General features: G+C 64.2%; 20 protein-coding genes, 1 tRNA gene and 5 pseudogenes. 8 read left to right on the plus strand and 18 right to left on the minus strand.

Annotated elements, in window-relative coordinates; translation table 11 throughout:
* Positions 1–11: 11 nt before the first annotated feature.
* The 8 genes from glyA to ACQY5B_RS14420 all read right to left on the minus strand — a co-directional run bounded on the left by glyA (position 12) and on the right by ACQY5B_RS14420 (position 11,476).
* A complete protein-coding gene (gene glyA, locus ACQY5B_RS14385; RefSeq protein ID WP_420324734.1) occupies positions 12–1,307 on the minus strand; it encodes a serine hydroxymethyltransferase in 1,296 nt (431 codons plus the stop codon).
* 98 nt (positions 1,308–1,405) lie between these two features.
* Positions 1,406–2,398, minus strand: a complete 993-nt coding sequence (locus ACQY5B_RS14390) for an adenosine kinase (protein WP_420324733.1) — start codon at positions 2,396–2,398, stop codon at positions 1,406–1,408.
* 11 nt (positions 2,399–2,409) lie between these two features.
* Positions 2,410–3,819: an adenosylhomocysteinase gene (ahcY, locus tag ACQY5B_RS14395; RefSeq protein ID WP_420324732.1), complete on the minus strand. Its 1,410-nt coding sequence runs from the start codon at positions 3,817–3,819 to the stop codon at positions 2,410–2,412.
* Positions 3,820–3,847: 28 nt separating this feature from the next.
* Entirely contained in the window at positions 3,848–5,038 is a 1,191-nt protein-coding gene (metK, locus tag ACQY5B_RS14400; RefSeq protein WP_420324731.1) for a methionine adenosyltransferase, read from the minus strand.
* A gap of 60 nt (positions 5,039–5,098) precedes the next feature.
* Positions 5,099–7,762: a methionine synthase gene (metH, locus tag ACQY5B_RS14405; RefSeq protein WP_420324730.1), complete on the minus strand. Its 2,664-nt coding sequence runs from the start codon at positions 7,760–7,762 to the stop codon at positions 5,099–5,101.
* A complete protein-coding gene (locus ACQY5B_RS14410) occupies positions 7,759–8,826 on the minus strand; it encodes a homocysteine S-methyltransferase family protein (RefSeq protein WP_420324729.1) in 1,068 nt (355 codons plus the stop codon). The genes metH and ACQY5B_RS14410 overlap by 4 nt, the downstream gene beginning before the upstream one ends.
* Before the next feature lie 11 nt (positions 8,827–8,837).
* Positions 8,838–9,716 carry a methylenetetrahydrofolate reductase [NAD(P)H] gene (gene metF / locus ACQY5B_RS14415; protein WP_420324728.1) on the minus strand — a complete coding sequence of 293 codons (879 nt, stop codon included), beginning with the start codon at positions 9,714–9,716 and terminating at the stop codon, positions 8,838–8,840.
* A gap of 74 nt (positions 9,717–9,790) precedes the next feature.
* Positions 9,791–11,476, minus strand: coding sequence for a glycine/sarcosine N-methyltransferase (locus tag ACQY5B_RS14420; RefSeq protein ID WP_305972604.1), 1,686 nt, complete (start codon positions 11,474–11,476; stop codon positions 9,791–9,793).
* A 552-nt stretch (positions 11,477–12,028) separates the two neighbouring features.
* Here ACQY5B_RS14420 and ACQY5B_RS14425 point away from each other — a divergent pair.
* Positions 12,029–12,424 (plus strand): annotated as a pseudogene (locus tag ACQY5B_RS14425) (transposase); the annotation flags it as partial.
* 351 nt (positions 12,425–12,775) lie between these two features.
* On the opposite strand, the gene ACQY5B_RS14430 reads toward ACQY5B_RS14425, so the two are convergent.
* Positions 12,776–13,672: a LysR family transcriptional regulator gene (locus ACQY5B_RS14430; protein WP_420324727.1), complete on the minus strand. Its 897-nt coding sequence runs from the start codon at positions 13,670–13,672 to the stop codon at positions 12,776–12,778.
* Between the two features lie 179 nt (positions 13,673–13,851).
* Between ACQY5B_RS14430 and ACQY5B_RS14435 the strand changes: the two genes are divergently transcribed.
* The 4 genes from ACQY5B_RS14435 to ACQY5B_RS14450 all read left to right on the plus strand — a co-directional run bounded on the left by ACQY5B_RS14435 (position 13,852) and on the right by ACQY5B_RS14450 (position 16,744).
* Complete coding sequence (locus ACQY5B_RS14435; protein WP_420324726.1) at positions 13,852–14,934, plus strand: alpha/beta hydrolase; 1,083 nt, start codon at positions 13,852–13,854, stop codon at positions 14,932–14,934.
* 69 nt (positions 14,935–15,003) lie between these two features.
* A complete protein-coding gene (locus ACQY5B_RS14440) occupies positions 15,004–15,459 on the plus strand; it encodes a (R)-mandelonitrile lyase (protein WP_420324725.1) in 456 nt (151 codons plus the stop codon).
* Positions 15,460–15,536: 77 nt separating this feature from the next.
* Complete coding sequence (locus ACQY5B_RS14445) at positions 15,537–16,298, plus strand: carboxymuconolactone decarboxylase family protein (RefSeq protein ID WP_420324724.1); 762 nt, start codon at positions 15,537–15,539, stop codon at positions 16,296–16,298.
* Between the two features lie 50 nt (positions 16,299–16,348).
* Positions 16,349–16,744: a (R)-mandelonitrile lyase gene (locus tag ACQY5B_RS14450; protein ID WP_420324723.1), complete on the plus strand. Its 396-nt coding sequence runs from the start codon at positions 16,349–16,351 to the stop codon at positions 16,742–16,744.
* Between the two features lie 592 nt (positions 16,745–17,336).
* On the opposite strand, the pseudogene ACQY5B_RS14455 reads toward ACQY5B_RS14450, so the two are convergent.
* From ACQY5B_RS14455 to ACQY5B_RS14490, 8 genes and pseudogenes are all read right to left on the minus strand, one after another.
* A pseudogene (locus ACQY5B_RS14455) lies at positions 17,337–18,040 on the minus strand (IS91 family transposase).
* The gene (locus tag ACQY5B_RS14460; RefSeq protein WP_428400161.1) at positions 18,037–18,498 is read right to left on the minus strand and encodes a transposase zinc-binding domain-containing protein; all 462 of its coding nucleotides are present in this window, start codon (positions 18,496–18,498) and stop codon (positions 18,037–18,039) included. Before ACQY5B_RS14460 ends, ACQY5B_RS14455 begins: the two are co-directional and overlap by 4 nt.
* A gap of 146 nt (positions 18,499–18,644) precedes the next feature.
* Positions 18,645–19,558, minus strand: a pseudogene (locus ACQY5B_RS14465) (tyrosine-type recombinase/integrase).
* 277 nt (positions 19,559–19,835) lie between these two features.
* A protein-coding gene (locus tag ACQY5B_RS14470; RefSeq protein ID WP_420328558.1) for an IS5 family transposase occupies positions 19,836–20,593 on the minus strand; the annotation gives its coding sequence in 2 pieces (ribosomal slippage) (positions 19,836–20,272 and positions 20,272–20,593; 759 coding nt in all).
* A gap of 94 nt (positions 20,594–20,687) precedes the next feature.
* A pseudogene (locus ACQY5B_RS14475) lies at positions 20,688–20,990 on the minus strand (transposase); the annotation flags it as partial.
* Positions 20,991–21,029: 39 nt separating this feature from the next.
* Positions 21,030–21,970 (minus strand): annotated as a pseudogene (locus ACQY5B_RS14480) (IS3 family transposase); the annotation flags it as partial.
* Positions 21,971–22,305: 335 nt separating this feature from the next.
* On the minus strand, positions 22,306–23,325 hold the full coding sequence (locus ACQY5B_RS14485; protein WP_420324722.1) for an IS110 family RNA-guided transposase: 1,020 nt from the start codon (positions 23,323–23,325) through the stop codon (positions 22,306–22,308).
* 101 nt (positions 23,326–23,426) lie between these two features.
* Entirely contained in the window at positions 23,427–23,549 is a 123-nt protein-coding gene (locus ACQY5B_RS14490; protein ID WP_305972074.1) for a hypothetical protein, read from the minus strand.
* A 297-nt stretch (positions 23,550–23,846) separates the two neighbouring features.
* Between ACQY5B_RS14490 and ACQY5B_RS14495 the strand changes: the two genes are divergently transcribed.
* Positions 23,847–24,074 carry a recombinase family protein gene (locus ACQY5B_RS14495; protein WP_428400163.1) on the plus strand — a complete coding sequence of 76 codons (228 nt, stop codon included), beginning with the start codon at positions 23,847–23,849 and terminating at the stop codon, positions 24,072–24,074.
* A 148-nt stretch (positions 24,075–24,222) separates the two neighbouring features.
* Here the strand turns inward: ACQY5B_RS14495 and ACQY5B_RS14500 are convergent.
* A tRNA-Ser gene (locus ACQY5B_RS14500) sits at positions 24,223–24,312 on the minus strand.
* Between the two features lie 215 nt (positions 24,313–24,527).
* Here ACQY5B_RS14500 and ACQY5B_RS14505 point away from each other — a divergent pair.
* Positions 24,528–25,454, plus strand: a complete 927-nt coding sequence (locus tag ACQY5B_RS14505; RefSeq protein WP_420324721.1) for an SPOR domain-containing protein — start codon at positions 24,528–24,530, stop codon at positions 25,452–25,454.
* An 88-nt stretch (positions 25,455–25,542) separates the two neighbouring features.
* Positions 25,543–26,988, plus strand: a complete 1,446-nt coding sequence (locus ACQY5B_RS14510; protein WP_420324720.1) for a hypothetical protein — start codon at positions 25,543–25,545, stop codon at positions 26,986–26,988.
* Positions 26,989–26,999 lie beyond the last annotated feature (11 nt).

The following is a 26,999-nucleotide window of genomic DNA, read 5'->3' on the forward strand; positions in this document are numbered from 1 at the left end:
CCAATCCGGGTTCAGAGCTCGGGATAGATCGGGAAGCGTTTGCAGAGGGCGGCGACCTCGGCGCGGACCTTGGCCTCGACCTCGGCGTTGCCGTCCTCGCCGTTGGCGGCCAGGCCATCGACCACCTCGATGATCCAGTCGGCGATCTGGCGGAACTCGGCCTCGCCGAAGCCGCGGGTGGTGCCCGCCGGCGATCCCAGGCGGATGCCGCTGGTCACGGTGGGCTTTTCCGGATCGAAGGGCACGCCGTTCTTGTTGCAGGTGATATGCGCGCGCCCCAGCGCCTTTTCGGTGGCATTGCCCTTGACGCCCTTGGGCCGCAGGTCGACCAGCACCACATGCGTGTCGGTGCCATGCGTGACCGTGTCCAGCCCGCCCTTGATCAGCTGGTCCGACAGCGCCTGCGCGTTCCGGATCACGTTCTGCTGGTAGGTCTTGAAGTCCGGCCGCAGCGCCTCGCCGAAGGCCACCGCCTTGGCCGCGATCACATGCATCAGGGGGCCGCCCTGGATGCCGGGGAAGATCGCCGAATTCACTTTCTTTGCGATATCTTCATCATTGGTCAGGATCATGCCCCCACGCGGCCCGCGCAGGGTCTTGTGCGTGGTGGTGGTGGCCACATGGGCATGCGGGAAAGGCGAGGGATGTTCGCCCGCGGCCACCAGACCGGCGAAATGCGCCATGTCGACGTGCAGCCAGGCGCCGACGCTGTCGGCGATCTCGCGCATGCGGGCGAAATCGATCTGCCGCGGGATGGCCGACCCGCCGGCGATGATCATCTTGGGCTGGTGCTCCTGCGCCAGCGCCGCGACCTGGTCGTAGTCCAGCGTATTGTCCTGCTGGCGGACGCCGTATTGCACGGCGTTGAACCACTTGCCGGACTGGTTCGGTTTCGCACCGTGGGTCAGATGGCCGCCGGCGTCCAGGCTCATGCCCAGGATGGTGTCGCCGGGCTTCAAAAGCGCCTGGAAGACACCCTGGTTGGCCTGGCTGCCCGAGTTCGGCTGCACGTTGGCAAAGCCGCAGTCGAACAGCTGTTTCGCCCGGTCGATGGCCAGGTTTTCGGCCACGTCAACCCACTGGCAGCCGCCATAGTAGCGCCGGCCGGGATAGCCTTCGGCGTATTTGTTCGTCATGACAGAGCCCTGCGCCTCCATCACCGCGCGAGAGACGATATTCTCGGAGGCGATCAGCTCGATCTCGTCGCGCTGCCGGCCAAGCTCGCCGGTGATCGCCTGCCGGATTTCCGGATCTCTGGACGACAGTTTTTCGGTAAAGAAAGGGGCAACAGGGGTTTGCACGGTCATGACGGTTTCCTCTCGCTGGGTCCGGCGTTCCGGGGCGGTGGGCCGGAGCGATGATCACGCTCCGGCCGGTCTCTTTGTTTGCCAGTCCGGGGGCCGGCTCAGGCCGCCGGAAGGGCGATGGCCCGGGCTGCCGCACCGTCGCGCGCGCCGTAATGGCCGAGCACGCTGGCCGCCAGCCGTGCGCCCATGCCTCCGGCCCGGTCCACCGGCAAGCCCTGGGCCAGCCCTGCAAGGAAGCCGCTGGCATAGGCGTCACCCGCACCGGTGGTGTCGACCACCTGGGCGACAGGGGCCGCAGGCACATGATGCCGGCCATTCGCATCAGCCACCCAAGAGCCCTTTTCGTGCTCGGTGACGGCGGCGACCGCGACCTTGGACATGGCCCAGTCCAGCGCCGCCTCGGCGTTGTCGTTCCCCGCCAGCGCACCGATTTCGGCATGATTGCCGATCAGCACGTCGACATAGCGCGACACGGTGTTGCGCATCACCCCGATGTTGCGCTCCACACAGCCTGCATCGGACGGCGTCAGCGCCACGGTCGCGCCCGCGGCCTTTGCCATCTGGGCCAGCGTTTCGATCACGGCGGCGCCATGCGGAGCGTCCCAGATATAGCCCTCGATGAAGAGGATATCGAACTCCTCCGGCAACGCCGCGCGTGCCTCGAAAGGCATCAGGGTCGTCGCCGCACCGAGGTAGGTGCTCATGGTGCGTTCGCCATCCGGGGTCACAAGAACCACGCAGCGCCCGGTCCCGTGATCGTCGTTTTGGGCGACCGCGACAGGCGCGGCCAGTTCAAGACCCACCATCTCGTCGAGAAAGGTCGCGCCGAGATCGTCATCGGCGACCTTTCCGATGTAGGTGCCCCGCACCGGCGTATCGGCCAGATGCGCGATAGTATTGGCGACAGAGCCGCCGGACTGGCGCACGCCCGGTCCGACCTCCTTAAACAGGGCATGGGCGGCCTCAGCCTCGACCAGGTGCATCCCGCCCGGTGTCAGCCCGTGACGGCTGAGCACCTCGGGCGACACGGCGGCGACGACATCGACCAGGGCATTGCCCAGGCCGACGATATGCGGTGTGCGATTGCTCATTTCGCCCTCCCTCAATACCGGTAGTGTTCCGGCTTGAACGGGCCTTCGGGCGCCACGCCGATGTAGTCGGCCTGGTCCTTGGACAGTTCGCTGAGCTTGACGCCGATGCGCTCCAGGTGCAGGCGGGCGACCTTTTCGTCCAGGTGCTTGGGCAGGATGTAGACCTTGTTCTCGTACTGGTCGCCGTTCTTGTAGAGCTCGATCTGCGCCAGCACCTGGTTGGTGAAGGAGGCCGACATCACGAAGGACGGGTGACCGGTGGCGTTGCCCAGGTTCAGCAAACGCCCCTCGGACAGCAGGATGATCCGGTGCCCGCCCGGCATCTCGATCATGTCCACCTGTTCCTTGATGTTGGTCCACTTGTGGTTCTTCAGCGCGGCAACCTGGATCTCGTTGTCGAAGTGGCCGATGTTGCCGACGATCGCCATGTCCTTCATCTCGCGCATGTGCTCGATGCGGATCACGTCCTTGTTGCCGGTGGTGGTGATGAAGATGTCGGCGCTCGAGACCACGTCTTCCAGCGTCACCACCTCGAAGCCGTCCATCGCCGCCTGCAGGGCGCAGATCGGGTCGATCTCGGTCACCTTCACCCGGGCGCCGGCGCCGCGCAGGCTCGCCGCCGAGCCCTTGCCCACGTCACCGTAGCCGCAGACCACGGCGACCTTGCCGGCCATCATCGTGTCGGTGGCGCGGCGGATGCCGTCCACCAGCGATTCCTTGCAGCCGTACTTGTTGTCGAACTTCGACTTGGTCACGCTGTCGTTGACGTTGATTGCCGGGAAGGGCAGCTGGCCGTCGCGCACCAGCTGGTACAAGCGGTTGACGCCGGTGGTGGTCTCCTCGGAGACGCCCATGATCTGGTCGCGGGTCCTGGTGAACCAGCCCGGGGAGGCCGCCATGCGCTTCTTGATCTGCGCCTTGATGACTTCCTCTTCTTCCGAGGTCGGCACGGCAATGATGTCCTCACCCGCCTCGGCGCGCGCGCCCAGCAGGACGTACAGGGTGGCGTCGCCGCCATCGTCGAGGATCATGTTGGGGCCGTCGTCGAACAGGAAGGACTTGTCGAGATAGTCCCAGTGCTCTTCCAGCGTCTGGCCCTTGATCGCGAAGACCGGGATGCCGGCATCGGCGATCGCCGCGGCGGCGTGGTCCTGGGTCGAGAAGATGTTGCACGACGCCCAGCGCACGTCCGCGCCCAGCGCCACCAGCGTCTCGATCAGGACGGCGGTCTGGATCGTCATGTGCAGCGACCCGACGATGCGCGCGCCCGACAGCGGCTTGCTCGCGCCGTATTCCTCGCGCAGCGCCATCAGCCCCGGCATCTCGGTTTCGGCAATGTCCAGTTCCTTGCGGCCGAACCCGGCCAGTGCAATGTCGCGCACGGCGTAATCCGCCGCTTTGACGTTTTCAGGTTTGTTCATTGGTAGGTATCCTTGAATTCCGTTCGCTTCACTGCGCCGCCACGGTGGCGCCAAAGCTGCGGGCCAGCTCGTCTGCGAGATCTGTCCGCTCCCAGGAAAAGCCCCCGTCGTCCGCGGGTTGCCGCCCGAAATGGCCGTAGGCCGAGGTGCGGGTATAGATGGGCTGCAGCAGTTGCAGGTGATCGCGGATGCCGCGCGGGGTCAGGCGGACCATCTCGCGCAGACGGCGCGACAGTTCGGCTTCAGAGACCTCGCCGGTGCCGAGCGTATCGACATAGAGCGCCACGGGCTCGGGCACGCCGATGGCATAGGCCAGCTGGATCTGGCACTTGTCGGCCAGGCCCGCGGCCACGACGTTCTTGGCCAGGTAGCGCGCGACATAGGCCGCCGACCGGTCCACCTTGGTCGGATCCTTGCCCGAAAAGGCCCCGCCACCGTGGGGTGCGGCGCCGCCATAGGTATCGACGATGATCTTGCGCCCTGTCAGCCCGGCGTCACCGTCTGGGCCGCCAATGACGAAATTGCCGGTGGGATTGACGATCAGCTTGTCATCGGCCGGCAGATCCCAACCTTCGTCCTTGAAGACATCCGTGATGTAGGGCTTGACCAACTCGCGCACCTCGGCCTGGCTCAGGCCCTCCAGGTGCTGGGTCGAGACCACCACGGTATCCAGGCCCACGGGCTTGCCGCCGGCATATTTCAGCGTCACCTGGCTTTTGGCGTCGGGACCGAAATTCGGCTGCTTGCCCGATTTCCGGTCCTCCGCCATGTGGCGCAGGATGCGGTGGGAAAACTGGATCGGCGCGGGCATCAGCTCGGCGGTTTCGTTGCAGGCATACCCGAACATGATGCCCTGGTCGCCGGCACCTTCCTCGCCCTTCTCGCCCTCATCGACACCCTGCGCGATGTCGGCGGACTGGGCGTGCAGGCGGCAGACGATCTCGACGTCGCGCCAGGAAAAGCCGGCCTGGTCGTAACCGATGTCGCGGATCGCATCCCGGGCGATCTGATCGACATTCTTGAGCACGGATTCCGGACCGCGCACCTCGCCGGCGATGGTCACGTGATCGGTGGTTGCCAGCGTTTCGCAGGCCACGCGGGATTGCGGGTCAGCGGCCAGGTAGGCGTCCAGGATGGCATCCGAAATCCGGTCGCATACCTTGTCAGGGTGTCCTTCGGACACGGATTCACTGGTAAACAGCCAGGTCTTGTCGCTCATCTCGTTCCTTTCTCCACTACGGTGGGATTGGGTCGGGGTTGGCAAGTGGTCTTGCGGGGGTCAGGCGATCTTGCGATCCGCCGATGACTTGTCGGGCCGATAGGACAGGCTGGGGGCCAGCCAGGCCTCGACCTCGGCGATCTCCATTCCCTTGCGCGCGGCATAATCCGAAACCTGGTCCGGTCCGATCCGGCCGATCCCGAAATAGCGCGCCTCGGGGTGCGAGAAATAAAGGCCCGAAACCGCGGAAGCGGGCCACATCGCACAGGAGTCCGTCAGCTTGAGGCCGGTATGCGCGGGCGCATCCAGCAGGTCGAAAAGCGTGCGCTTCTCGGTGTGATCCGGACAGGCCGGATAGCCCGGTGCCGGGCGGATGCCGCGGTACTGCTCGCGGATCAGCGCCGCGTTGTCGAGTTCCTCGCCCGGGGCATACCCCCAGAGGCTGCGACGCACGCGGGCATGCAGCGCCTCGGCAAAGGCCTCTGCCAGGCGGTCACCCAGGGCCTGCACCATGATCGAGTCGTAGTCATTGCCCTCGGACTTCAGCCGATCGGCGATCTCGTGCACCTCCGCCCCGGTGGTGACGGCGAAACCGCCGACCCAGTCCGGCGTGCCCTCGGGGGCGACGAAATCTGCGAGGCACATCTGCGCGGTGTCGCGGGTCTTGTTGCGCTGCTGGCGCAACTGCGGCATCCGCGCGCGCAGCTTGCCGCGCGTCTCGTCCGTCCAGACAAGGATGTCGTCGCCCCGCCTGTTGGCAGGCCAGAGCCCGACCACGCCGCGCGGGGAAAACCAACCCTCACTTTCGATCCGGTCCAGCATCTTCTGCGCGTTATCGTATAGCTCGCGCGCGGTCTCTCCCCTGTCGGGATCCTCGAGAATGGCGGGGAAGTTGCCGCGCATTTCCCAGGTGGCAAAGAACGGCGTCCAGTCGATGAACTCGCGCAGTGCGGCGACATCCATGTCGTCGATCACGGTCAGGCCGGGCGTCTGTGGCGCCGGGGGCGTATAGCTGTCCCAGCCGCCGTCAAAGGCATTTGCCCGCGCCTGCGGCAACGGAGCGGTCGGCCGGTCGCCGCCGCGGTCGTCGCCTGCGCGCATCTTGTCCTGGTCTTCCGCGATCTCGGCCAGGTAGGCCGGACGGGCGGATTTCGACAACAGCTTGGACACCACGCCGACGGCCTTGGAGGCATCGTCCACGTGGACCACACCGTTTTCATATTCCGGCGCGATCTTGAGCGCGGTGTGCTTTTTCGACGTGGTCGCGCCGCCGATCAGCAGCGGCAGGTCCAGCCCCTGTCGTTTCATCTCTGCCGCCACTTCGACCATGCGGTCGAGCGAAGGCGTGATAAGGCCCGACAACCCGATGATGTCGGCCTTTTCCTCCTTGGCCTTGGCGATGATGTCCTCGGTCGGGACCATCACCCCCATGTCCACCACGTCATAGTTGTTGCATTGCAGGACGACGCCCACGATGTTCTTGCCGATATCGTGCACATCGCCCTTGACCGTGGCCATCAGCACCTTGCCCTTGGCCGAGGTATCGCCCTGCTGGCGCTTTTCCTCTTCCATGAAGGGCAGCAGATGGGCGACGGCGGTCTTCATCACGCGGGCCGATTTCACCACCTGCGGCAGGAACATCTTGCCGGCGCCGAACAAGTCGCCCACGACATTCATGCCGTCCATCAACGGCCCTTCGATCACGTGCAGAGGCTTTTCCGCGCGCAGGCGGCACTCTTCTGTGTCCTCGACGACGAAATCGGTGATCCCGTGAACCAGCGCGTGTTCCAGTCGTTTCTCGACCGGGGCCTCGCGCCACTTGGGGTCTTCCTTTTTCGATGCCTCGCCGGTGCCCTTGTACTTGTCCGCGATGTCCAACAGGCGTTCGGTCGCATCGTTGCGACGGTTGAAAAGCACGTCCTCGACGCGCTCACACAGTTCTTCGGGGATGTCGTCGTAGACGGTGATCTGGCCCGCGTTGACGATGGCCATGTCCATGCCCAGCGGGATCGCGTGATACAGAAAGGCCGAGTGCATGGCCTCGCGCACCGCGTTGTTGCCGCGAAAGCTGAACGAGACGTTGGACAGCCCGCCCGAGACATGGGTATCGGGCATGTCGGCCTTGATCAGCTTGATCGCCTCGAAAAACGCGTTGGCGTAATCGTTGTGCTCTTCGATGCCCGTCGCAACGGCAAAGATGTTGGGGTCAAAGATGATGTCCCAAGGCTGGAAACCGGCCTTCTCGACCAGCAGATCGTAGGACCGGCGGCAGATCTCGTACTTGTGCTGTGCGGTCTCGGCCTGGCCGTTCTCGTCAAAGGCCATGACCACCACGGCGGCGCCATAGCGGCGGATGGTGCGGGCCTGTTCAAGGAAAGGTGCCTCGCCCTCCTTGAGAGAGATCGAATTGACCACGGCTCGGCCCTGGACGCATTTCAACCCGGCCTCGATCACCTCGAACTTGGAGCTGTCGAGCATCACCGGCACCCGGCTGATGTCCGGCTCTGAAGCGATCAGGTTGAGGAAGGTGACCATCGCCTGCTCCGAGTCGAGCAGGCCCTCGTCCATGTTCACGTCGATGATCTGGGCGCCGTTCTCGACCTGGCTGCGAGCCACGTCGAGCGCGGCGGCATAGTCGCCTTCCATGATCAGCTTCTTGAACTTGGCCGACCCGGTGACGTTCGTGCGCTCACCGATATTGATGAAATTGGCAACACTGCTCATGCTGCGTCCTCCGTATGTGTGCCCGGGGCCTCGAACATCTCCAGTCCCGACAGGCGCATCCGCCGTACCGTTTCGGGGATGGCGCGCGGGGTCTTGCCCGCAACGGCATCGGCGATGGCGCGGATATGGTCGGGCGTCGTGCCGCAGCAGCCGCCGACAATGTTCACCAGCCCGGCCTCGGCCCATTCGCCCAGGTGCGCGGCGGTTTCCTCGGGCGTCTCGTCGTAACCGCCCATCTCGTTCGGCAGGCCCGCGTTGGGATAGGCGCTGATGCGGGTGTCGGCGACCTCGGACAAGGTGCGAACATGCGGGCGCATCTCGCCCGCGCCCAGGGCGCAGTTGAGCCCCACCGAAAAGGGGCGCGCATGGCTCATGGAGACCCAGAAGGCCTCTGGCGTCTGGCCTGTCAACGTCCGCCCGGACCGGTCGGTGATGGTGCCCGAGATCATCAGCGGGGGCACGTCCAGCCCTTCGTCCTTGAGGCTGTCGATGGCAAAGAGCGCGGCCTTGGCATTGAGCGTGTCGAAAATCGTCTCGACCAGCAGCACATCGACCCCGGCCTTGACCAGCGCGCGCGCGGCCTCGCCATAGGCACGCGCAAGATCGTCGAATGTGACGGCGCGAAACCCGGGGTCGTTCACATCCGGGCTGAGGCTGGCGGTCTGGTTGGTCGGGCCGATGCCCCCGGCAACCCAGCGCGGACGGTCCGGCGTCGACATGGCCTCGGCTGCTTCGCGGGCAAGGCGCACGCTCTCGGTGTTCATCTCGGTGACAAGGCCTTCCATGCCGTAATCGGCCTGGCTGATCGCATTGGCGCCGAAGGTGTTGGTGCACAGGATGTCCGCGCCCGCCTCGAGAAAGGCGGTGTGAATGTCGCGGATCATGTCGGGCTGGGTCAGGCTCAGCAATTCGCTGTTGCCGCCCACGTCGCTGTTCCAGTCCGCGAAGCGCGTCCCGCGATAGACGTCCTCTCCGGGCTTGTGCTGCTGGATCATGGTGCCCATGGCCCCGTCCAGCACCAGGATGCGTCGGGCGGCGTGGGCCGTGATGTCGGTCTCGGTCATCTCGTCTCTCCTCAGGCGGCGCTCTCGGCCGTGGTCCCGGACATGAGTCCAAGCGCGCGGCAGACCGCCAGGCTGACCTCGGGTCGGTTGAGCGTGTAGAAATGGAACTCGGACAGTCCCGCCTCCATCAGGAGACGGCATTGCTCGGTTGCGACACTGGTCGCGATCATGGCGCGGGTTTCTGGTGCGTCGTCCAGCCCTTCGAACATCCGCGCCAGCCAGTCCGGCACCGACGCGCCGCACATGGCGGAAAACCGTTTGAGCCCGGCGAAATTCGCCACCGGCATGATCCCCGGCACGATCGGCGCGGTGATGCCCGCGGCACGGGCCCGGTCGACGAACCGCAGGATCACATCCGTGTCAAAGGTGTACTGCGTGATTGCCCGGGCCGCCCCCGCATCCAGCTTGCGCTTGAGATGGTCCAGGTCCGCCGCGGCGCTTGCCGCCTCGGGGTGAACCTCTGGGTAGGCGGCCACGGAGATATCGAAATCCGCCACCCGGCGCAGCCCCGCAACCAGTTCCGCAGCGTCGCCATAGCCATCGGAGGCAAGGCGTTGCCCTTCCGGAAGGTCGCCGCGCAGGGCCACGATGCGCGTGATGCCCTTTTCGTGCAGCCCCCGGGCCAGTCGGTCGATCTCGTCCCGGCTTGCCCCCACGCAGGTCAGGTGATGGGCCACGGGTCGTCCGGTGCGGTTCCCGACCATGTCCACGATGCGGGCGGTCCGGTCGCGGGTGCTGCCGCCAGCGCCGTAGGTCACCGAAAAATAGGCCGGATCGGCACCGGCCATCTGATCGACGGCACGCGCCAGCGTCGTTTCGCCAGCATCGGTCTTTGGCGGGAAAAGCTCGAAGGACACAGAGGCGGGTGGATCGGGAAAGGGCCCGGTCATGCAGTACTCTCCAATGATGTGGGCGAATGGCGAAGCAAGGGCCGGGACGCGCGACGGCGCTCCGGCACGTCACATCACGCCGGCTTGCGGAAGTGCTGGATACCCCAGGCAAGATGGCCATCATCGGCGGCCTTCACCCAGTTCTCCAGCCCCACGGCCATCTTGTCGAGATACTCCGCCGAGGCCCCGGCCTCGCGCAGTTTCTCGTAATTGGCCAACAGTTCCTCGCGGACACGGAAGTAATGCGTGCGCAAGTCGCTGACCGCCTCTTCCTGCTCCACCGTCTCGAAGCCGAGCGCCTCTGCCGCCTCGCGATAGAACCGGGGCGACCCCAGATCGTTGAGTTGCAGACGGTCATAGACTGGCTGCAACACGGCGGGATCGGCATCGTCGGCCTGCATCGGATCGGTGAAGATCAGGTGCCCGCCGGGCTTGAGAACGCGCCAGGCCTCGGCCAGCACCTTGGCCCGCTGGTCCGAATGCAGGAAGGCGTCCTGGCTCCAAGCCACATCGCAGCTGGCGTCGGCCTCGGGCACATCCTCGAACACGCCGTGACGGACCGAGATCTTGTTGGACAGCTTCGCGGCACGGATCTTGCCCAGGTTATATTCATTCTGCGTTTCCGACAGGTTCAGGCAGACCGCCTCGCAGCCGGTCTTGCGCACCAGTGTGCGCATCGCGCCGCCATAGCCCGCCCCCATGTCGATGACCCGCGCCGAGGCATCCAGCGGCGGCAGCCGGTCGATCATCGACTCGATGGTACGGTCCGATGCCGTGCGGATGTCGGGCGTTTCGGCATAGCGGCCGATGTGCAGGTCCTCGCCACCCCAGATCGTGGAATAGAAGGTGTCCGCGTCGTCGCTGTCGTAGTAGTCTTCCGTGATGTCGCGGATGTCCTGCTTGCCGTCATCCGATACGGCGCCCCAGCGCACCAGGTGCATCGCCGATTTCTCGGCCACGTGGATGAAGAAATCCGGATCGTCCTCGGCATAGGTTTCCTGGAAATCGCCATAGGTGCGGACCCTTTCGAACCCGGCCTCGGACAGCAGGCGCCGCATGTAGTTCTTGCGGATCGGGCACATGTTGAGCGTGTATTCCGACCCGTCCGGGAAGGAATAGCGCATCCGGCACAGCCCCTCGTCGACGTGGTCGGGCTCGGCTGTCACCTGGTCGCCGCAGTAATAGTACTTGTGCTTGGTCGAATAGCCCCGGTCCAGCATGGCATCGTAGTTGCGCTGGTCGAGGATCAGCAGGCCGTCGTGCTTGAGCGCGGCGTAAAATTCGGCCAGCGCACGACGACGCTCGGATTCCTTGTGCAGATGCGTAAAGGAATTCCCAAGGCAGACGATCGCGTCGTACTTGCCGTTGATGTCGCGGTTGAGCCAGCGCCAGTCAGCCTGCGCCGTCTTCAGGATCAACCCCCGGCTGCGACCGTTCTCGAAGGCCTTGGCCACCATCGAGGCCGCCCCGTCCGAGGCGGTCACGTCGAAGCCGGCTTCGGTCAGGCGAACCGAGTGAAAGCCGGTGCCGCAGGCCACGTCGAGCACGCTTTCCTTGCCGCGAGCCCGCAGGATGTCGATGAAGAACTGGCCCTCGCTCTCGGCGCGGCCCGCCCAGTCAATCAGTTCGTCCCACTTGTCGACAAAGGTCTTGACGTATTCCTTACGGTAATGGTCGGTCTCGCGATCGGCCAGCGGGTCGTCGCTGTAGACCTGATCGGTCATGGTCAGTTCAGCGTTCTCGGCCATCGTGTCGCTCATCTCTGTCTCCGTTCCAAACGTCCCGTTGCCGGCGATGCAGATGCCCGCCGGGCGCGCAGCTTTTCTGCGCAAGCCTCGAAAGGCTGCACTGATGTCTTTGCCCACTTCGATGTTCGTCCCCGGCCGGCGTGACCCCGCCGCGGGTGGCAATGTGATCGGGTCCAGGTTCTGCGCGGGTCGGTGCCAAGCGGGTCGTCAGCTCGGCTCCGCCCAGAGGCGTCAGAGTGCTGCCCAATATGCACCGACAACCTCACGGACAATTTGCGACCATTCAACCCCCAATTGCGACATTCTTTCTAATTGGATGATTCAACAGGGGAAAAGCCGGCTCACTGCGTTGGGACAGTTGCGAAAATGAGCATCGGCATCCTTGGGTGCCGGGCCAACGGCGTCCATGAACCAGAGCGTCGAGCCGTCCGATGAGCGCAACGGATCATTGAAATCGAAGGCAAAAATCGCATCCGGCGTGCCGACGCACCCGGGCCTTTGACGTCAACCCCCGACGGACCGTCAATAGGTCAACGAATGACCGGAAGACAGCGGACCTGCCAGAAGCAGTTCCGCCGAAACTACTCCGATCCGAACAGAGGGCCGTCCGGCAAGGGCGTCGCCAAATACCGCGGCCTGAAGCTCACCTGCCAAGCCTGCCCCTCGAAGCCGCGCTGCTGTCCGAACATGGACTTCCGGTCCAACACCCGTGAAGAGCACGAAGACGCACGCCAGGCTGCACGGGATATCGCGAAGACCGGGCAATACGAGGTCTCGATGACGCTCCGGAAAAAGGTCGAGATGCTCTTCGCCCACCTCAAGCGCATTCTCGGCCTGGGAAGGCTCCGACTACGCGGCCCATGCGGTGCCAACGACGAATTCCTCCTCGCCGCCACCGCCCAGAACCTCCGGAAACTGGCCAGGCTCCTTCCTGCACCGCAGCAATCGCGGAAAGCCTGACAGGAAAGGCACTCGCGCCCCGTTCAGGCATCGATATTCTGCGCTGGCAAACGAGTGTTTTTCCACAGAACGGCGGATTCCGGCCTTTCGCTGCGGTGGCCATCCGATCATCCAGCCAAGATGGAATGCGACACTCAGAGCGGGCCAAGATCGAGGGTTGTGCTGCATCGCCGCATGACGGAGCCGAGCCTTTTTGCGGCAATCGGTCGACAGATCAGACGGCTTGATCTGTTGCCATGGCCCCTGAGGGCCAGCGCTGCCAGCGAGCAGCGCTTCGGCGTCGCACCCTCGCATTCAGTCAAACGCCGGCGTCATTTTTTGTGATCCGAAGAACGCTTTCATGAACACATGTCATGATCGCGCCGAACGCAACCGATCGACCAAGAGCCGCAGCGCCGAGCTAAGATTCCGCCGCCCCATGTAGCACAGGTGGTAGCCGTCGAAAGGCGGGCAGAAGTCCGCCAAGACCCTGCGCAAACGTCCGGTATCGAGGTCAGCGCGGACTTCCGGCAGCGGCAGGTAGCCGAACCCGTGACCAGCCCGCACCGCTTCCATCACAAGGCCGGGGTCGTTCAGGATGAAGGGACCGCTCAGCTTCTTCACCACCTCAGTGCCTTCGATCTCGAACTCCCAGTCATAGACCGGCCCGTCGGAGCGATGCCGCATCAGGATACAGTCGTGGGCATCAAGATCGTCGGGGTGCGTCGGCGTGCCGCGCCGCGCGAGGTAGTCCGCGCTGGCGACCGCCGCCATTTCCAACTGTGGCCCGACGGGGACTGCGATCATGTCTGGGCTCAGGTGTTCGCCGAGCCGGATCGCGCAGTCAAAGCGGTCTTCGGCAAGGTCAGAAAGCCGGCCTTCGCTGCTGATCTCGATGCGCACATCGGGATAGTCGCGCACCAGTTGCGAGGCCACCGGCCAGAGGATGTCGCGGGTGGCGGGCACGCTGGAGGTCACCCGCACCAGCCCCGAGGGGCGCTCACCCAGCGTGCGGATTTCTTCGATCCGGTTGCCGAGCTGCTGGAAGCTGGGGCGCAGTGCCGCGAGAAGCTGTTCGCCCGCATCGGTGGGGGTCACCTTCCGCGCACTGCGGTTGAGCAGCCGCACGCCGATCTTGTCTTCGAGCCGCCGGATCGTGTGGCTCACGGCGGATTGCGACACGCCGAGACGGTGCCCGGCGCGGGTGAAATTGCCCTCTTCGGTGACGGCGAGCAGGGTCGAAAGATCGCCGAGCAATTCACGGTCCATGGCGCGCTCCTTCTGTAGCTCGCGGTGTTCTGGGGCAATGAACAGCCTGGTGCAAAGGAAAAGCGCCGCCCAAGCATGAATCCAGCTCATGGCAACGATAAGGCAAGGCGGCCTTATCCCGCCCCGGGGGCAGCTCCAGATTGGAGGGCAGACGACACATCCGAAACGGAGTTCCCGAGATGACCACCCCGACCCCAACGACCGATCCCCAGGACCCCGCCCGCCGCGATCTGCTGGCCGCTGGAATGGGCGCCGCTGCGCTTGGCTTGGCCTCGCTGAGTGCCGAGGCGGCGCTGGCGCAGGTGACAACCGAGTGGGACAAGACCTTCCCGCAGAGTGACCGAGTCGACCACCGCAAGGTCAGCTTCACCAACCGCTACGGCATCGCGCTGGTGGGCGACCTCTACCTGCCAAAGAACCGCGGCGACGCGCCGCTTCCCGCGCTTGCGGTCGCCGGCCCCTTCGGCGCCGTCAAGGAGCAGGCCGCGGGCCTCTATGCGCAGGAAATGGCCGAGCGTGGCTTTGCCGCCGTGGCTTTCGACCCCTCCTATATCGGCGAGAGCGAGGGAACCCCGCGTTACGTCGCCTCGCCCGACATCAACACCGAAGATTTCATGGCCGCGGTCGACTTCCTTGGCCTGCATGACGCGGTCGACCGCGACCGTATCGGGATGATCGGCATCTGCGGCTTTGGCGGCATGGCGCTGAACGCGGCGGCCCCGGACAAGCGGGTCAAGGCGGTTGCAGTGACGTCGATGTACGACATGAGCCGAGTGATTGCGCGCGGGTATTTCGACTCGATGACCGACGAGCAACGCACCGAAGCGCTGACGGCAATGAGCCTGCAACGCTGGGAAGACGCTGCCTCGGACGAGGCTCCGAAGCTGGCGGGCGGTCTGCCCGACACGCTGGACGGCATCGATAACCCGGTGATCGCCATGTATCACGCCTACTACAAGACGGACCGCGGCTATCACCCGCGCTCGCTGAACTCGAACGGCGGCTGGAACGTCACCTCGGCCATGTCCTTCATGAACATGCCGCAACTCACCTACATCCACGAGATCTCGCCGCGTCCGGCGCTGATCATCGCCGGGTCCGAGGCGCATTCCCGCTACTTCAGCGAAGACGCCTATGCCGCCGCAGCCGACCCCAAGGAACTGGTGATCATCGACGGCGCGGATCACTGCGATCTCTACGACCAGAAGAACATCATCCCCTTCGACCGTCTACAGGCATTCTTCGAAGGCCACCTCGCGTAAATCCCCGGGCCTGTCCCCGCACGCGGGGGCAGCTCTCATCGCCCCTTTACCCATCATGGAGACGACCCGATGAATATGACCCTCGCCGCACTTGCTCTGAGCCTCGCCGCCCCCGCGGCCCTCGCCCAGCAGATGACGCAGACCACGCCTCTTGAGCGGGGTGGCCAGATCGGCAGCCCCGAGACCTTCACCGGCACGGTCTTCGTCGCGCCGGTCTTCGGCCCCGACATGAACGAAGTCAGCGCAGGTGAGGTGACTTTCATGCCCGGCGCACGCTCGGCCTGGCACACGCATCCGGTGGGCCAATACCTCGTCGTGACGGCGGGGACCGGCTGGTACCAGGAAGAAGGCCGGGAAAAGCAGGTGATGCGCACCGGCGACGTGGTTTTCGCCCCGGCGGGCGTGAACCATTGGCACGGCGCGACGGACGGAACCTCGGTCACCCACTACGCGATCCAGGCCGCTCAGGACGGCTCCGCCGTTACCTGGGGGGAACTGGTCTCCGACGAGGACTACGGCAGCTGAGACTGAACGCCTGCTACGGGAGCCGGCGTGATCGGTCCCCGCCACTTCGCCAACTCACCGATACTAAGGATGCTACCATGAAAACCCAGATCATTGCCTCCGTCTTCGCACTCGCGAGCACCTCCGCCTCGGCACAGGACGTTTCCCAAACCCTCCCGACCGCCGTCGACACGGTGGCGCCGGCTCTCGCCGCCTATGCCACCGAAGATCTCTTCGGCTCCGTCTGGACCGATGAGGCGCTCTCGGTGCGCGACCGCGCGCTCGTGACCTTCGCGGCGCTGGTCACACGCCATGAGGCGGACATGCTTGGGCGTCACACCGAACTGGCACTCGACGCGGGCGTGACCCCCGCAGAGCTGTCGGAAACCATCACGCATCTCGCCTTTTACACCGGTTGGGGCAACGCCACGGCAGCCGCCGAGGCCATGGCCCCGGTCTATGACGCGCGTGGCGTGACCGCTGAAGACCTGCCCGCTCTCGCCCCTGATCTCCTGCCGCTGGACGAAGAGGCCGAAGCCGCGCGAGAAGAGACGGTTCAGTCCAATTTCGCCAACGTAAGCCCCGGCGTCGTCGACACCACGCGCGAGCTGCTGTTCAACGACCTCTGGCTGCGCCCGGCCCTTGCGCCCCGCGACCGCAGCATGGTCACCGTCGCCGCGCTGATCACCGCCGGCCAACCCGAGCAGATGACCTTTCACCTGAACCGCGCGATGGACAACGGGCTGACGCAGGAAGAGGCAGGCGCGATGCTCTCGCATCTTGCCTTCTATGCGGGCTGGCCCAAGGTGTTCTCGGCGATGCCCGTGGCGCGGCAGGTGTTCGAGGGCCGCGCAGACTGAAATCCTGCGGCGCGGCCACGGCACCGCCGCCTCACCGACGGAGACATTCAATGAAGATCGTCCGAGCTGGCAGCACGCCCTCCGCCCCCGGTCCCGAGGACTACTTTACCGGAACCGTGCGGATTGACCCCATGTTCCAGGCCGAAGCCCCGGGCCGCACCAGCGGTGCCCATGTCACCTTTGAGCCCGGCGCCCGCACCGCATGGCACACCCACCCGGCGGGACAGACCATCATCATCACCTTTGGCCGCGGCCGGGTGCAGCGAGAAGGTGGCCCGATCGAAGAGGTCAGAACGGGCGACGTGGTCTTCTTCCCCGCCGACGAGAAACACTGGCACGGCGCCTCTCCCGATACTGCCATGTCGCATATAGCCATTCAGGAGAGCATTGACGGCACGCCGGTGACTTGGCTGGAGAAGGTCTCCGACGCGGACTACACCGGCTGAAGGTAACCGCGCTGCCGCCTGTTGTGGCGGCAGTGCGTTGATGACTGCAAGGCCGAGCTCCGGCGCTCCGAGAAGTGGTCTTGAGCGTTGATGTGCCGTGTGAAGCTCCTGACGAACGGTCAAGAAATCCGCAAACGTGCTCAGCGCGCGGCCTCAGGATGACGGTCTGCTCTTGCGCAAGAGCGCCTGGATGCGAAAGGCCGGTTCGGGGGAATTTGCGCCACAGCGATGACTATCTTGGCGAGTGTCCGGACTGGTGAAGGATTATTGATGTGGGCCGTGGTGCAACGGTGCCGCTTGGCGAGTGGTCGGCCCGCGTTGAAAATCCTCCCAAGGTGGAAGCCGCGGTGGCCAGGTGCTGTCTATGTGGAAAGTGCGCTGAGGTTTCCAGCGCCGATGCGGCGTGGCTGACGGCTCGAATGACATCGAACGTCGCAAAAAGCGCCCTGATCGGCCGAGTTGATGATGTGCGGTTGCGGGCGGCGCCTTTCGTCGGCGGTTTGCGGGCGTGACACTGCGTGAGGCATGGCTGAGCCGGTTCGGAACGGGCGTGAGATCCGGAGTTTTGATCGTGGCAGAGACTGGAGGTTTGTCATGCGGCCTGCGTCCGTGGTGGGTTGCGCGACATCGGTTTCTGGCCGCGACGGAGGATTTCGATGATGCGCATCGGGCCACCGCAGCATGGGCACGGCTCGCGCAGGGTGAGAGGTGCGGGCGCCCTCGGGTCCTGCGCTTCCATTTCGGGCGCCGGCTGCCCGAGCAGGCCACGGATGCGGAAGATGGTGGCCTTGCGTGTCGCGCTGGCCAGCAGGCCGTAGTGCCGGATGCGGTGGAAGCCGTCGGGGAGGACATGCATCAGGAAGCGGCGGATGAACTCCGGCGTGGACCGGCGCATGACCTTCTGCCGGTCGCCGGATTCGACGCGGTAGTCCTTCCATCGAAACGCGACAGTCTGGGTGTCGGCGCTGATCAGGCGATGGTTCGAGATCGCGACGCGTTGGGTGTAGCGGCTCAGGTAGGCGAGTACTGCCTCAGGCCCGCCGAAGGGCGGTTTGGCGTAGACGACCCATTCGGATTTGCGGAACGGCGCGAGCCAGGCGGCAAAGGCATTCGTCTTTGTCAGTCCTTCGAGATCGCCGTAGAAGGCCAATTCCCCAGCGGCATAAAGCGCCAGCAGCCCGTCGAAGAACAAGCGCCTGAACAGGCGCGACAGCACCCGCACGTGCAGGAAAAACCCGGCCTGCAGGCGACCCAGCGGGTGCCGTCCGGCGAGAGCCCTCCGCCCGGCACAATCATGTGGATGTGTGGGTGGTGGGGTCACGCCGGAGGCGTGCTTTCAGCACGACGCCGATCCCCAAGTGTGCAGCACGCAGGTCATGCCGATCCGGGCGCCGAGCCATTTGGGGGCGGCTGCGATGGTCGTGACCGTTTCGGCGAACGCCCGGAACAGCATGCCACAGATGGCCTTGTTCGCCATCGGTCTCGAACCCGTGGCGACACGATGGCTCACTCCAGAAGGCGATCTGAGCGATCCCGGCTGGCAGGGTGAAGACCACATGGAAAAACTCCACGGGCAGAAGGTCCTCGGCACGCGCCGCCATCCAGTCGCGCGCCGCCGGCCCCTGACACTTTGGGCAATGCCGGTTCTTGCAGGAATTGTAGGCGATGTGATGGTGGCCGCATTTGGCGCAGCCCGCTACATGCCCGCCGAGCGCCTCGGTCCGGCAGGCTTCGATCGCCCCCTCTCGTGACATTGCTGCGCAATGCACTATCGGGCAGTGGACATCACTTTGAGCTGGGACAGGCTGACGTGCCCGACATTGGCCTGCCGCCACGCAGGACCATGGGAACGAAAGATGTCAGCGATCTCCAGCGTCGGCCGGGGCACCCCGGCGCCCGGTCACTCCAGACTTCGCTTCACGGCGTGATCCTGCAGCTTGGCCAGTATATATAGTAGGGGCAGACCGTGTCGCGGATCGTCTTGGTGGCGACATGCGTGTATTGCGCCGTCGTCGTCAGCTTGGCGTGACCAAGCAAGACCTGGATCACCCGGACATCCGTGTTGGCCTCCAGAAGATGGGTCGCAAAGCTGTGCCTCAGCGTATGCAGGGTGGCAGCCTTCTTGACCCCGGGCATCGTCTTGGCCGACGTGAAGGCCCGGTTCAATTGCCGTGACGAGACCGGATTGATCTTCGGCTTGCCCGGGAACAACCAGCCCTCGGGTCGCGCTTCGCGCCAGTAGTCGCGCAGGAGAGCGAGTAGGCCGGGGGACAGCATGACCTTGCGGTCCTTCCGCCCCTTGCCCTGCTCGACATGGATCAGCATGCGGTCGCTGTCGTGTCGGAGACGCGCCTCTGGCACGATGTCCCCGATCTTGAAATTGCAGACCTCGGCAGCCCTGAGCCCGGCACCGTAGGAGATGCTGAGAGCCGCGCGATATTTCAGGCCGGGCCCGGGTGCCGCCATCAGTATGTCGGACACCTCCTCGACGCTGAACACCACGGGCAGATTCCGCGGCTGCGAGCGGAATTGCATGTAGCGCTTCATGTCCTCGCGCCCGCAAGTCATGCCAAAGAAGAACCGGAGCGCCACAATCCGCACGTTGAACGTGCTGGCCGTGACCCCGGTGTCGGTCATGTGAAGCTGGTAGGCGCGCAGATCGTCTGGCGTGGCCGTGTCCGGCGAGCGACCGAGAAAGGACGCAAAATCCTTGATCGCCCGAATATGCGCCTTCTGGGATTTCTCGCCCATGCCGCGAATACCCATGCCCTCGATCATTCGCTCGCGCAGCGGGGTCGTTCTCTCGTCCGTCATGGGAACCTCCTGTCTGTCGATTGAGAGGCCTCAATCGTCAGGCAGCGGCCCACATTCCCAAACCCTATTATCCACTAGAAAAAGCAAAAGGCGTGCCGGGCTCGCGTGCGACAGAATCGCCGGACCTTCCTGAAGTTCGCTGCGAGTGCTCGGTTCTCCCCGCGACTGCGCGGGACGTCGGGAGGAAGTGCTGAGAACGGACGTTCGTCGTGGCGGACATGAACGGCTACTCAATTCAAATGACGGCAAACCCCCTAGGGTCTGGACTCATTGAGTTTCAAAGCCAGTAGATGACGGCTGCGGCGAGAGCGATGGCTGATAGGAAGACCTTCGGGCATCTGTCGTACCGGGTCGCAACACGCCGCCAGTCCTTCAGCCTGCCGAACATGATCTCGATCCGGTTGCGCCGTTTGTAGCGACGCTTGTCGTACTTTACAGGTTTCTTGCGCTGCTTTCGACCGGGGATACATGCGCGTATCCCTTTGTCTTGCAACGCTTCTCGGAACCAGTCGGCATCATAGCCGCGGTCACCAAGCAACCAATCGACGTTCGGCAGGCTGCTGAGCAAGGCGCGCGCCCCGATGTAGTCGCTCACCTGTCCGGCGGTCACGAACAGATCAAGCGGGCGTCCTTGGCTGTCGCAGATGGCATGCAGCTTGGTGTTCATGCCGCCCTTGGTGCGACCAATCAGGCGCCCACGCCCCCCTTTTTGACGCCCATGCTGGTCGCTGTCCGGTGGGCCTTGAGGTATGTCGCGTCGATCATGACTGTCTTCGTCTCACCGTGTTCAGCAGCCAAACCAGCCATCATTCGGGCAAAAACGCCTTTATCACTCCATCGCTTCCAGCGGTTGTAGAGCGTCTTGTGTGGACCATAGGCTGCAGGCGCATCGCGCCATCGTAACCCATTGCGGTTGATAAAGATAATCCCACTCAGCACACGCCGATCATCGACGCGGGGTTTGCCGTGGGACTTCGGAAAGAAAGGCTCGAGACGCGCCACCTGAGCATCGGTCAGCCAGAATAGATCAGACATGTTCACCGCTCTTTTTCGAACCGTGAATCACGACACCCCTCTGAAATCAATGGGTCCTGACCCTAGGCTCTGGACTCATTGAGTTTCACAGCCATTAGATGACGAGTGCGGCGAGAGCGATGGCCGAGAAGAATGCCTTGGGGCATCTGTCGTATCTGGTTGCCACACGCCTCCAGTCCTTGAGCCTGCCGAACATGATATCGCATCGCTGCCCGGCAGTGCATTGCATAGCAATGTCACGAGAGGGGCGGTTACGGCGTTTGTAGCGGCGCTTGTCGTATTTGACGGGGGCCTTGCGTTGTTTGCGTCCGGGGATGCAAGCGCGTATCCCTTTGTCTTGCAGGGCTTCTCGGAACCAGTCAGCATCGTAGCCCCGGTCGCCGAGCAACCATTTGACTGAGCTACTCCCCATCTTTTGGACAGGAACTGGCGTAATTTAAGCTACTCGTTGCACCTGCTGATCGGGTTGGTTGATATCATTTCTCTGGCAATAGACCAGCGCCGGTGGCTTGCCGCCGAGGGCTGAGTGAGGGCGCTGGTGATTGTAGAAGGTCATCCATTTCCGGATCGCCGCCTTCGTCTCCGATCCCGTCTCCCAGGCATGAAGGTAGACGCACTCGTATTTCAGGGTGCGCCACAACCTCTCAATGAAGATATTGTCGAGGAAACGGCCTTTCCCATCCATCGAGATCCGCACGCCCGAGCGGCGGACCCGGTCCGTCCAAGCGAAAGAAGTGAACTGGGATCCCTGATCCGTATTCATTATCTCAGGCGGGCCGAACTTGTGGATGGCCTCGTTCAGCGCTTCGACGCAGAAGTCGGCCTCCAGGGTGTTCGATATCCGCCAGGACAGAACCTTGCGGGTGTGCCAGTCCATGATCGCCACGAGGTAGAGGAACCCTCGCCGCATGGGCAGATAGGTGATGTCCGAGCACCAGACCTGGTTTGGGCGTTCTACTCGCAGGCTTCTCAGCAGGTAGGGATAGGTCTTGTGCCCCTTCGTTGGCCTGCTCGTGTTGGGCTTCTGGTAAATCGGCATCAAACCCATAAGGCGCATCAGCCGCCGTATTCGCTTCTCGTTCACAAGGTGTCCGTCGTTACGCAGATGCCAGGTCATCCACTGGCCGGCAGGGCATTCCGCAGGAATGTCCCGAGAGGCTGCCGAACGCCGAAGAACGGGGGCTCCAGGTCCGAAGGACGCTCGTCGATCTGCCGCATCAGGCCGAGGTTCTGCTCGGTCTCACCCTTCGGCTCGTAGTAATGGGATGAGCCGGCGATCGACAGTAGCTTGCACTGCTGACCGATCGACAGATCCGGGTGGTCCGGCTCGATCATGCCGCGCCTCACTTCCCGCCCCAAGGCTTCAGCTTTCGTTCCAAAAAAGAGTTGGCCACCGCATTGTCGGGTTCTCTCGGACCATGTATGAATGGCCCCTTGGCAAGAGCTTTGTTCGGGTCCGGCAATCTGGTCGGTCGCGGCCATGTATTCGGCGTCTGTGTGCAGCGGTTTTACGGCTGCGCGCCCTGATGAAGTCAGCCGGCGGGCGGGTCCCGATCAATGGCACGCACTTCGAGGTGCTCCGGTCCGAACTGGGTATCCCGTTCCGCTTCTTACCGTCCCTGTGCCATCACCTCACGCTGCGCCTCACCATCTCTGGGCCTGCCGGTTCGCGACCGGCTTGGCCGTTCTTTGCCTGGCCGTTCTTTATCGTCTCAAGCCATGGTGTTCCGGTAGCTGTCGCCCCGCCTTATCAGCGCCCAGATCGTCCGGGCCATGCGGTTAGCCAGTGCGATAGCGACCACCTTTACGGGCTTGCGGGCGAGCATCCGGTCGATCCAGTCCGGCACCCGGCCTGATGCACCCTCTCTACGTCCGCGCCGCGCACTGATCTGGGCCATGGCGCCGAGGTAAAGCAGCCTGCGCAGGTACCGATTGCCAGCCTTGGAAATCCGCCCGAGCCTCTCTTTCCCGCCACTGGAATGAGCTCGCGGCGTCAGGCCGAGCCACGCCGCGTAGTCGCGCGCGCTGCGGAAGGCGGCCACATCGGGGGTGGTGGCCGCAAACGCGCTGGACGAAATCGTACCCACCCCGGGTACCGTCGCAAGTCGACGCGCCAGCGCGTCTTCGCCCTGCATCTCCCCGATCCGCGCAGTGACCTCTTCGATCCGGGCCTGTGTGTCGCGCAGTTGACCGGCCAGCATGTCCAGCGCCGGACGCGCCGTAGAATGCACGTCGCGGGCTGCGTCGAGCAGGCGATCGACGTGATGGATTCCCTTCGGCACGACGATCCCGAACTCGCCGAGGTGCGCACGGATCGCGTTTACGATTTGCGTTCTCTGCCGGACGAGGAAGTCCCGTGCCTTGTGATCGAGCAGGGCCGCCTGCCGCTGCGCCGACTTCACCGGCACGAAGCGCATCGTCGGGCGGGTCACCGCCTCGCAAATGGCCTCGGCATCAGCGGCATCAGTTTTGCCCCTCTTCACGTAGGGCTTCACATAGGCGGGCGGCATGAGACGGACTTCATGGCCAAGGGTTGCCAGTTCTCGCGCCCAATGATGGGCCCCCGCGCAGGCTTCCATGCCAACGAGGCAAGGGCCCAGCCGGGCAAAGAACACCAGGACCTGCGACCGCCGCAACTGACGGCGGCAGATGACCGTGCCTTCCGTGTCCACTCCGTGAACTTGGAAAACGTTCTTGGCCAGATCGAGGCCGATGGTGTTAGGTTGGTCCATGGATGGCTCCTCTCAGGTGCGGGCTTTCACAGACCCACCTTGGCACAACGCGAAGCCGCTGGTGGAGCCATCCACACCATCAGTGGCGTTCACCCGCCAATTCACCCGATCTTGGCGTGCAGCTCCTTCACCTGCTCCTCGTCAATCTCGGGCCTCTTGCGGCCTCCGCGCTCGAACACGCCGGACGCGCCTTCGAGCAGGGCCCGCTTCCATTGATGGATCATCGTCGCCTCTCTGTGTTTGCATGCAAACACCTGCCGGTCCTAGATGCACCCCGAACCGGCTGGCCAGCTCGGCCGCGTTGTTCGGGCTTACGTCGCGCCACTGGCGCGACGGTCCCTCCAACCCTCGCCTTTCAGGGCTTCCAGCGCGACCTTAGCCTTGAACTCAGGCGCGTGCTGCTTCCGTTTCGACATCTATGATCTCCTTCTCGTCGAAGATCAGCAGACTGCAAATCGTAGCTTATGTCAGTGTCCGAATTTCGGGGGGTAGCTCACACAACCACAGCCACAGGAAAGCTCATGTTAAACGTCCTGGGCTCTGTAGCTCAGTTCGAACGGGAAATGATGCTGGAACGGCAGCGTGAGGGCATACAGAAGGCAAAGAAGGCTGGAAAGTATCGCGGTCGGGCTCCTACCGCCCAGCGCCGCAAGGCAGAGGCACAAGAGCTTCTCAGAGGCGGTATGAGCAAACGTGACATCGCAGCAACTCTGGGCATCTCAGAGCGTTCGGTTCACCGAATCACATAACTACACAGGGCCAATATAGGCGTCAGGGATCTCTATGGTCTCTGACGCAAGCTTGACGCCCGACATGTGTGGTAAACGAGTGTGGTAAAAATTTTTTCCGCCACGCAATTTCATTAAATATCAACTACTTAAAATAATATTGCGTTAGTGGCGGAGGCTGTGGGATTCGAACCCACGGGACGCTCTCACGCCCAACGGTTTTCAAGACCGCCGCATTCGACCACTCTGCCAAACCTCCGTGTCGCGCATCGATAGTGCGCCCGTTCCGATTCTGAAAGCACCTCTCCGAAAATCCGCGCACAATCCCTTTGCAGGCTTTCCATGCAGGCTGTGACAAGGTATTGTTACAGTTGAATGGGGCCGTCAGAGCCCCTGAGAGGCAGTGCGCGACCGGGAAAACCCGGCGTGTGTCCGGGAAAACACCCGAGACGCAAATAGGGCAAGAGGCAAGACATGAGCGGCAAATCTTCCAATCTTTCCAGGACTCTGCGTTTCTCTGCCGCGGGGGCTGCGCTCTTGGTGGCATCCGGTTGTGCCGATGGACAGATGCCGGGTTTCCTGCAATCGAAAGACGCTGACGGCGATGTCGTCGCCCGTGCCAGCACCGCCGACACGCCCCGCGCCGCCCGCGATGTCGAAGCCCCGGAGGTCTTCCAGGCCAAGGAAGCCGGCCTCTGGGACGGACGTCCCTCGCTGGGCGGTGTCTGGGTTGCACACCCCGATGCCAAGGATCCCGAACGCGTCATCATCCGCAACCAGCAGAACGGCAAGTTCGTGATAGGCGCCCTGTTCCGCAAGGAACGCGAAACCCCCGGCCCCCGGCTACAGGTCTCCTCGGATGCCGCCGCGGCACTGGGTGTCCTGGCCGGGCAGCCCACCAACCTCGACGTGGTCGCCCTGCGCCGCGAGGAGGCACAGGACCCCGATCCCGCCACCGGCGATCCGCTGGCCGCGGCGCCCGGCGCCGTGCCCGCCGCCCCCGACGTGAGCGAGGGTGCGCTCGACCCGGTGATCGGTGGGGCCGCAGCAGCGATCGACGGCGCCACCCTGGCCCCGGCCAATCCCGATCCCGCGGCCAGCCCCGCCGCCAAACCCGCCGTCGTCGCCTCGGCCAAGCCTCCCGCCCCGGCGCCGAAATCGTCGAAACTGGACAAGCCCTTTATCCAGATCGGCATTTTCAGCGTTCAACAAAACGCCAAGGACACGGCAACCGCGATGCGTCAGGCCGGCATGGTGCCGACGATCAAGACCTTCACCTCGAATGGCAAAACCTTCTGGCGTGTCGTCGTCGGCCCTGCGCTTTCGGCCGATGAACGCGGCACGCTGCTGGCCAAGATCAAGAAGACCGGCTTTACCGACGCCTATGCGGTGACGGACTGACCTCGCGGGCAGGGCAACGGTCTGCCCTGCCAGTCCCGAACGATCAGATAGCCCGAACCATCAGACAGACTGTGACCTGCCCAGTCCGATGCCTGCATTCAGACCTTTCGCTTGCGCGGTTCTGACCGCCGCCCTGCCCTGTTTCGGATGGACCGACACGGCCCGGGCCGCCGAGATAACGATCCTGGACGACCACCCCGAAGCCTGCAATGCGATGCTTTCGGGGCAGATCACCGAGGGTGACACCGATAGGTTGCGCCGAGTCATCCCGCCGGCCAAATCTGCCTTCGATCGTGCCCATATCGCCACGTGGCTCTGCCTTGACAGCCCCGGCGGGAGTTTTCCCGAAGGCCTCGACCTCGCCGCATATATCCGTGAAACGGGCATCAGCACGCATGTGGCCGCCGATGACAGTTGCCTCTCCGCCTGCGCGCTCGCCTTCCTTGGCGGCACCCAGTTCTGGATCGAGGACGGGCTGACCCGGAGCCGCAGCAGGTCCATGCACGCGGCCGCCACGCTGGGCTTTCACGCGCCGCAACTGAACGTGCCCTCCGGACAGTTCTCGGAGACCGTCGTCGCGCAGGCCTTCGACGTGGCCATCCGCGCCTCGGCCGAAATCTTCGGCGGGCTCGAAGAGCTGCGCATCAGCCGCGACTTCGCCCTGTCCTTCTTTGATGTCTCCGGGCAGGAGTTCTACCAAATCGATACGCCGGACCGTGTCCGAGAGCTTGGCGTCACCATCACCGGCCTCGGCCCCCTGCCGGACCGTATCGACGAAGCCCGCATCCGGGATCTCTGCACAACGGCCTATCCAAGCATGGACCCGGCACGCTACGCGGACCCGATCGCGCCAACCAGTTTCGCCGGCAACTGGGTCATGACCCAGCCTGCGAGCCAACGCGGCGGCCTGGTCACTGCATATCTGTCGGCCACCACAGCAGAAGGCACTCTGATGATGGAAGCCTGCCGCGTGACCCGGGATCTCGGCCGGCCCATTGTCCTCGAACACTTCCGCGACATACGGACCAACCGCGGCACATGGGACAGCCCGCAGCCCCCCACGCCGCTCCACCTGGCGCGCCAACTGGGCGAGCTTCCACGGACCGGCTACACCCGGGTCACGGCCGCGCTTTCGGCGCCGATCGGCACGCGGCTGGCCGACCTGCAATCGCGCCGGCCCGGTGTGACCGATGCCCGCGTGACACAAGCCACCTGCGCGCCCATCGCGCAAAGCTATCGCGTGGTCCGCGTCCAGAACTTCTCCAACATGCGCGCCGAACCGGGATTCGGCGCGGCCGTGATCATGGAAGTGGGCAAGGACCGCGAAGTTATCCCCATCGACCGAAGTCTGAATGGGGCGGCGATCCTGTCCGACGCGTGCCGGGTCGCCTGCCGTCCGTCGGACCACGGCGTTCTGACGGCAGAGGCCATGCACGGGATCCAGGCCTGCCTGTCGTCCAGCGATCTCTGGTGGCAGGTCCGCACGGCCTCCGGCACCCAAGGCTGGATGTCGTCCAGGTTCCTTTCGCCCTGAAGCACCGCGCC

This window comes from Antarctobacter sp. (assembly GCF_965277915.1).
Taxonomy (GTDB): Bacteria; Pseudomonadota; Alphaproteobacteria; order Rhodobacterales; family Rhodobacteraceae; genus Antarctobacter.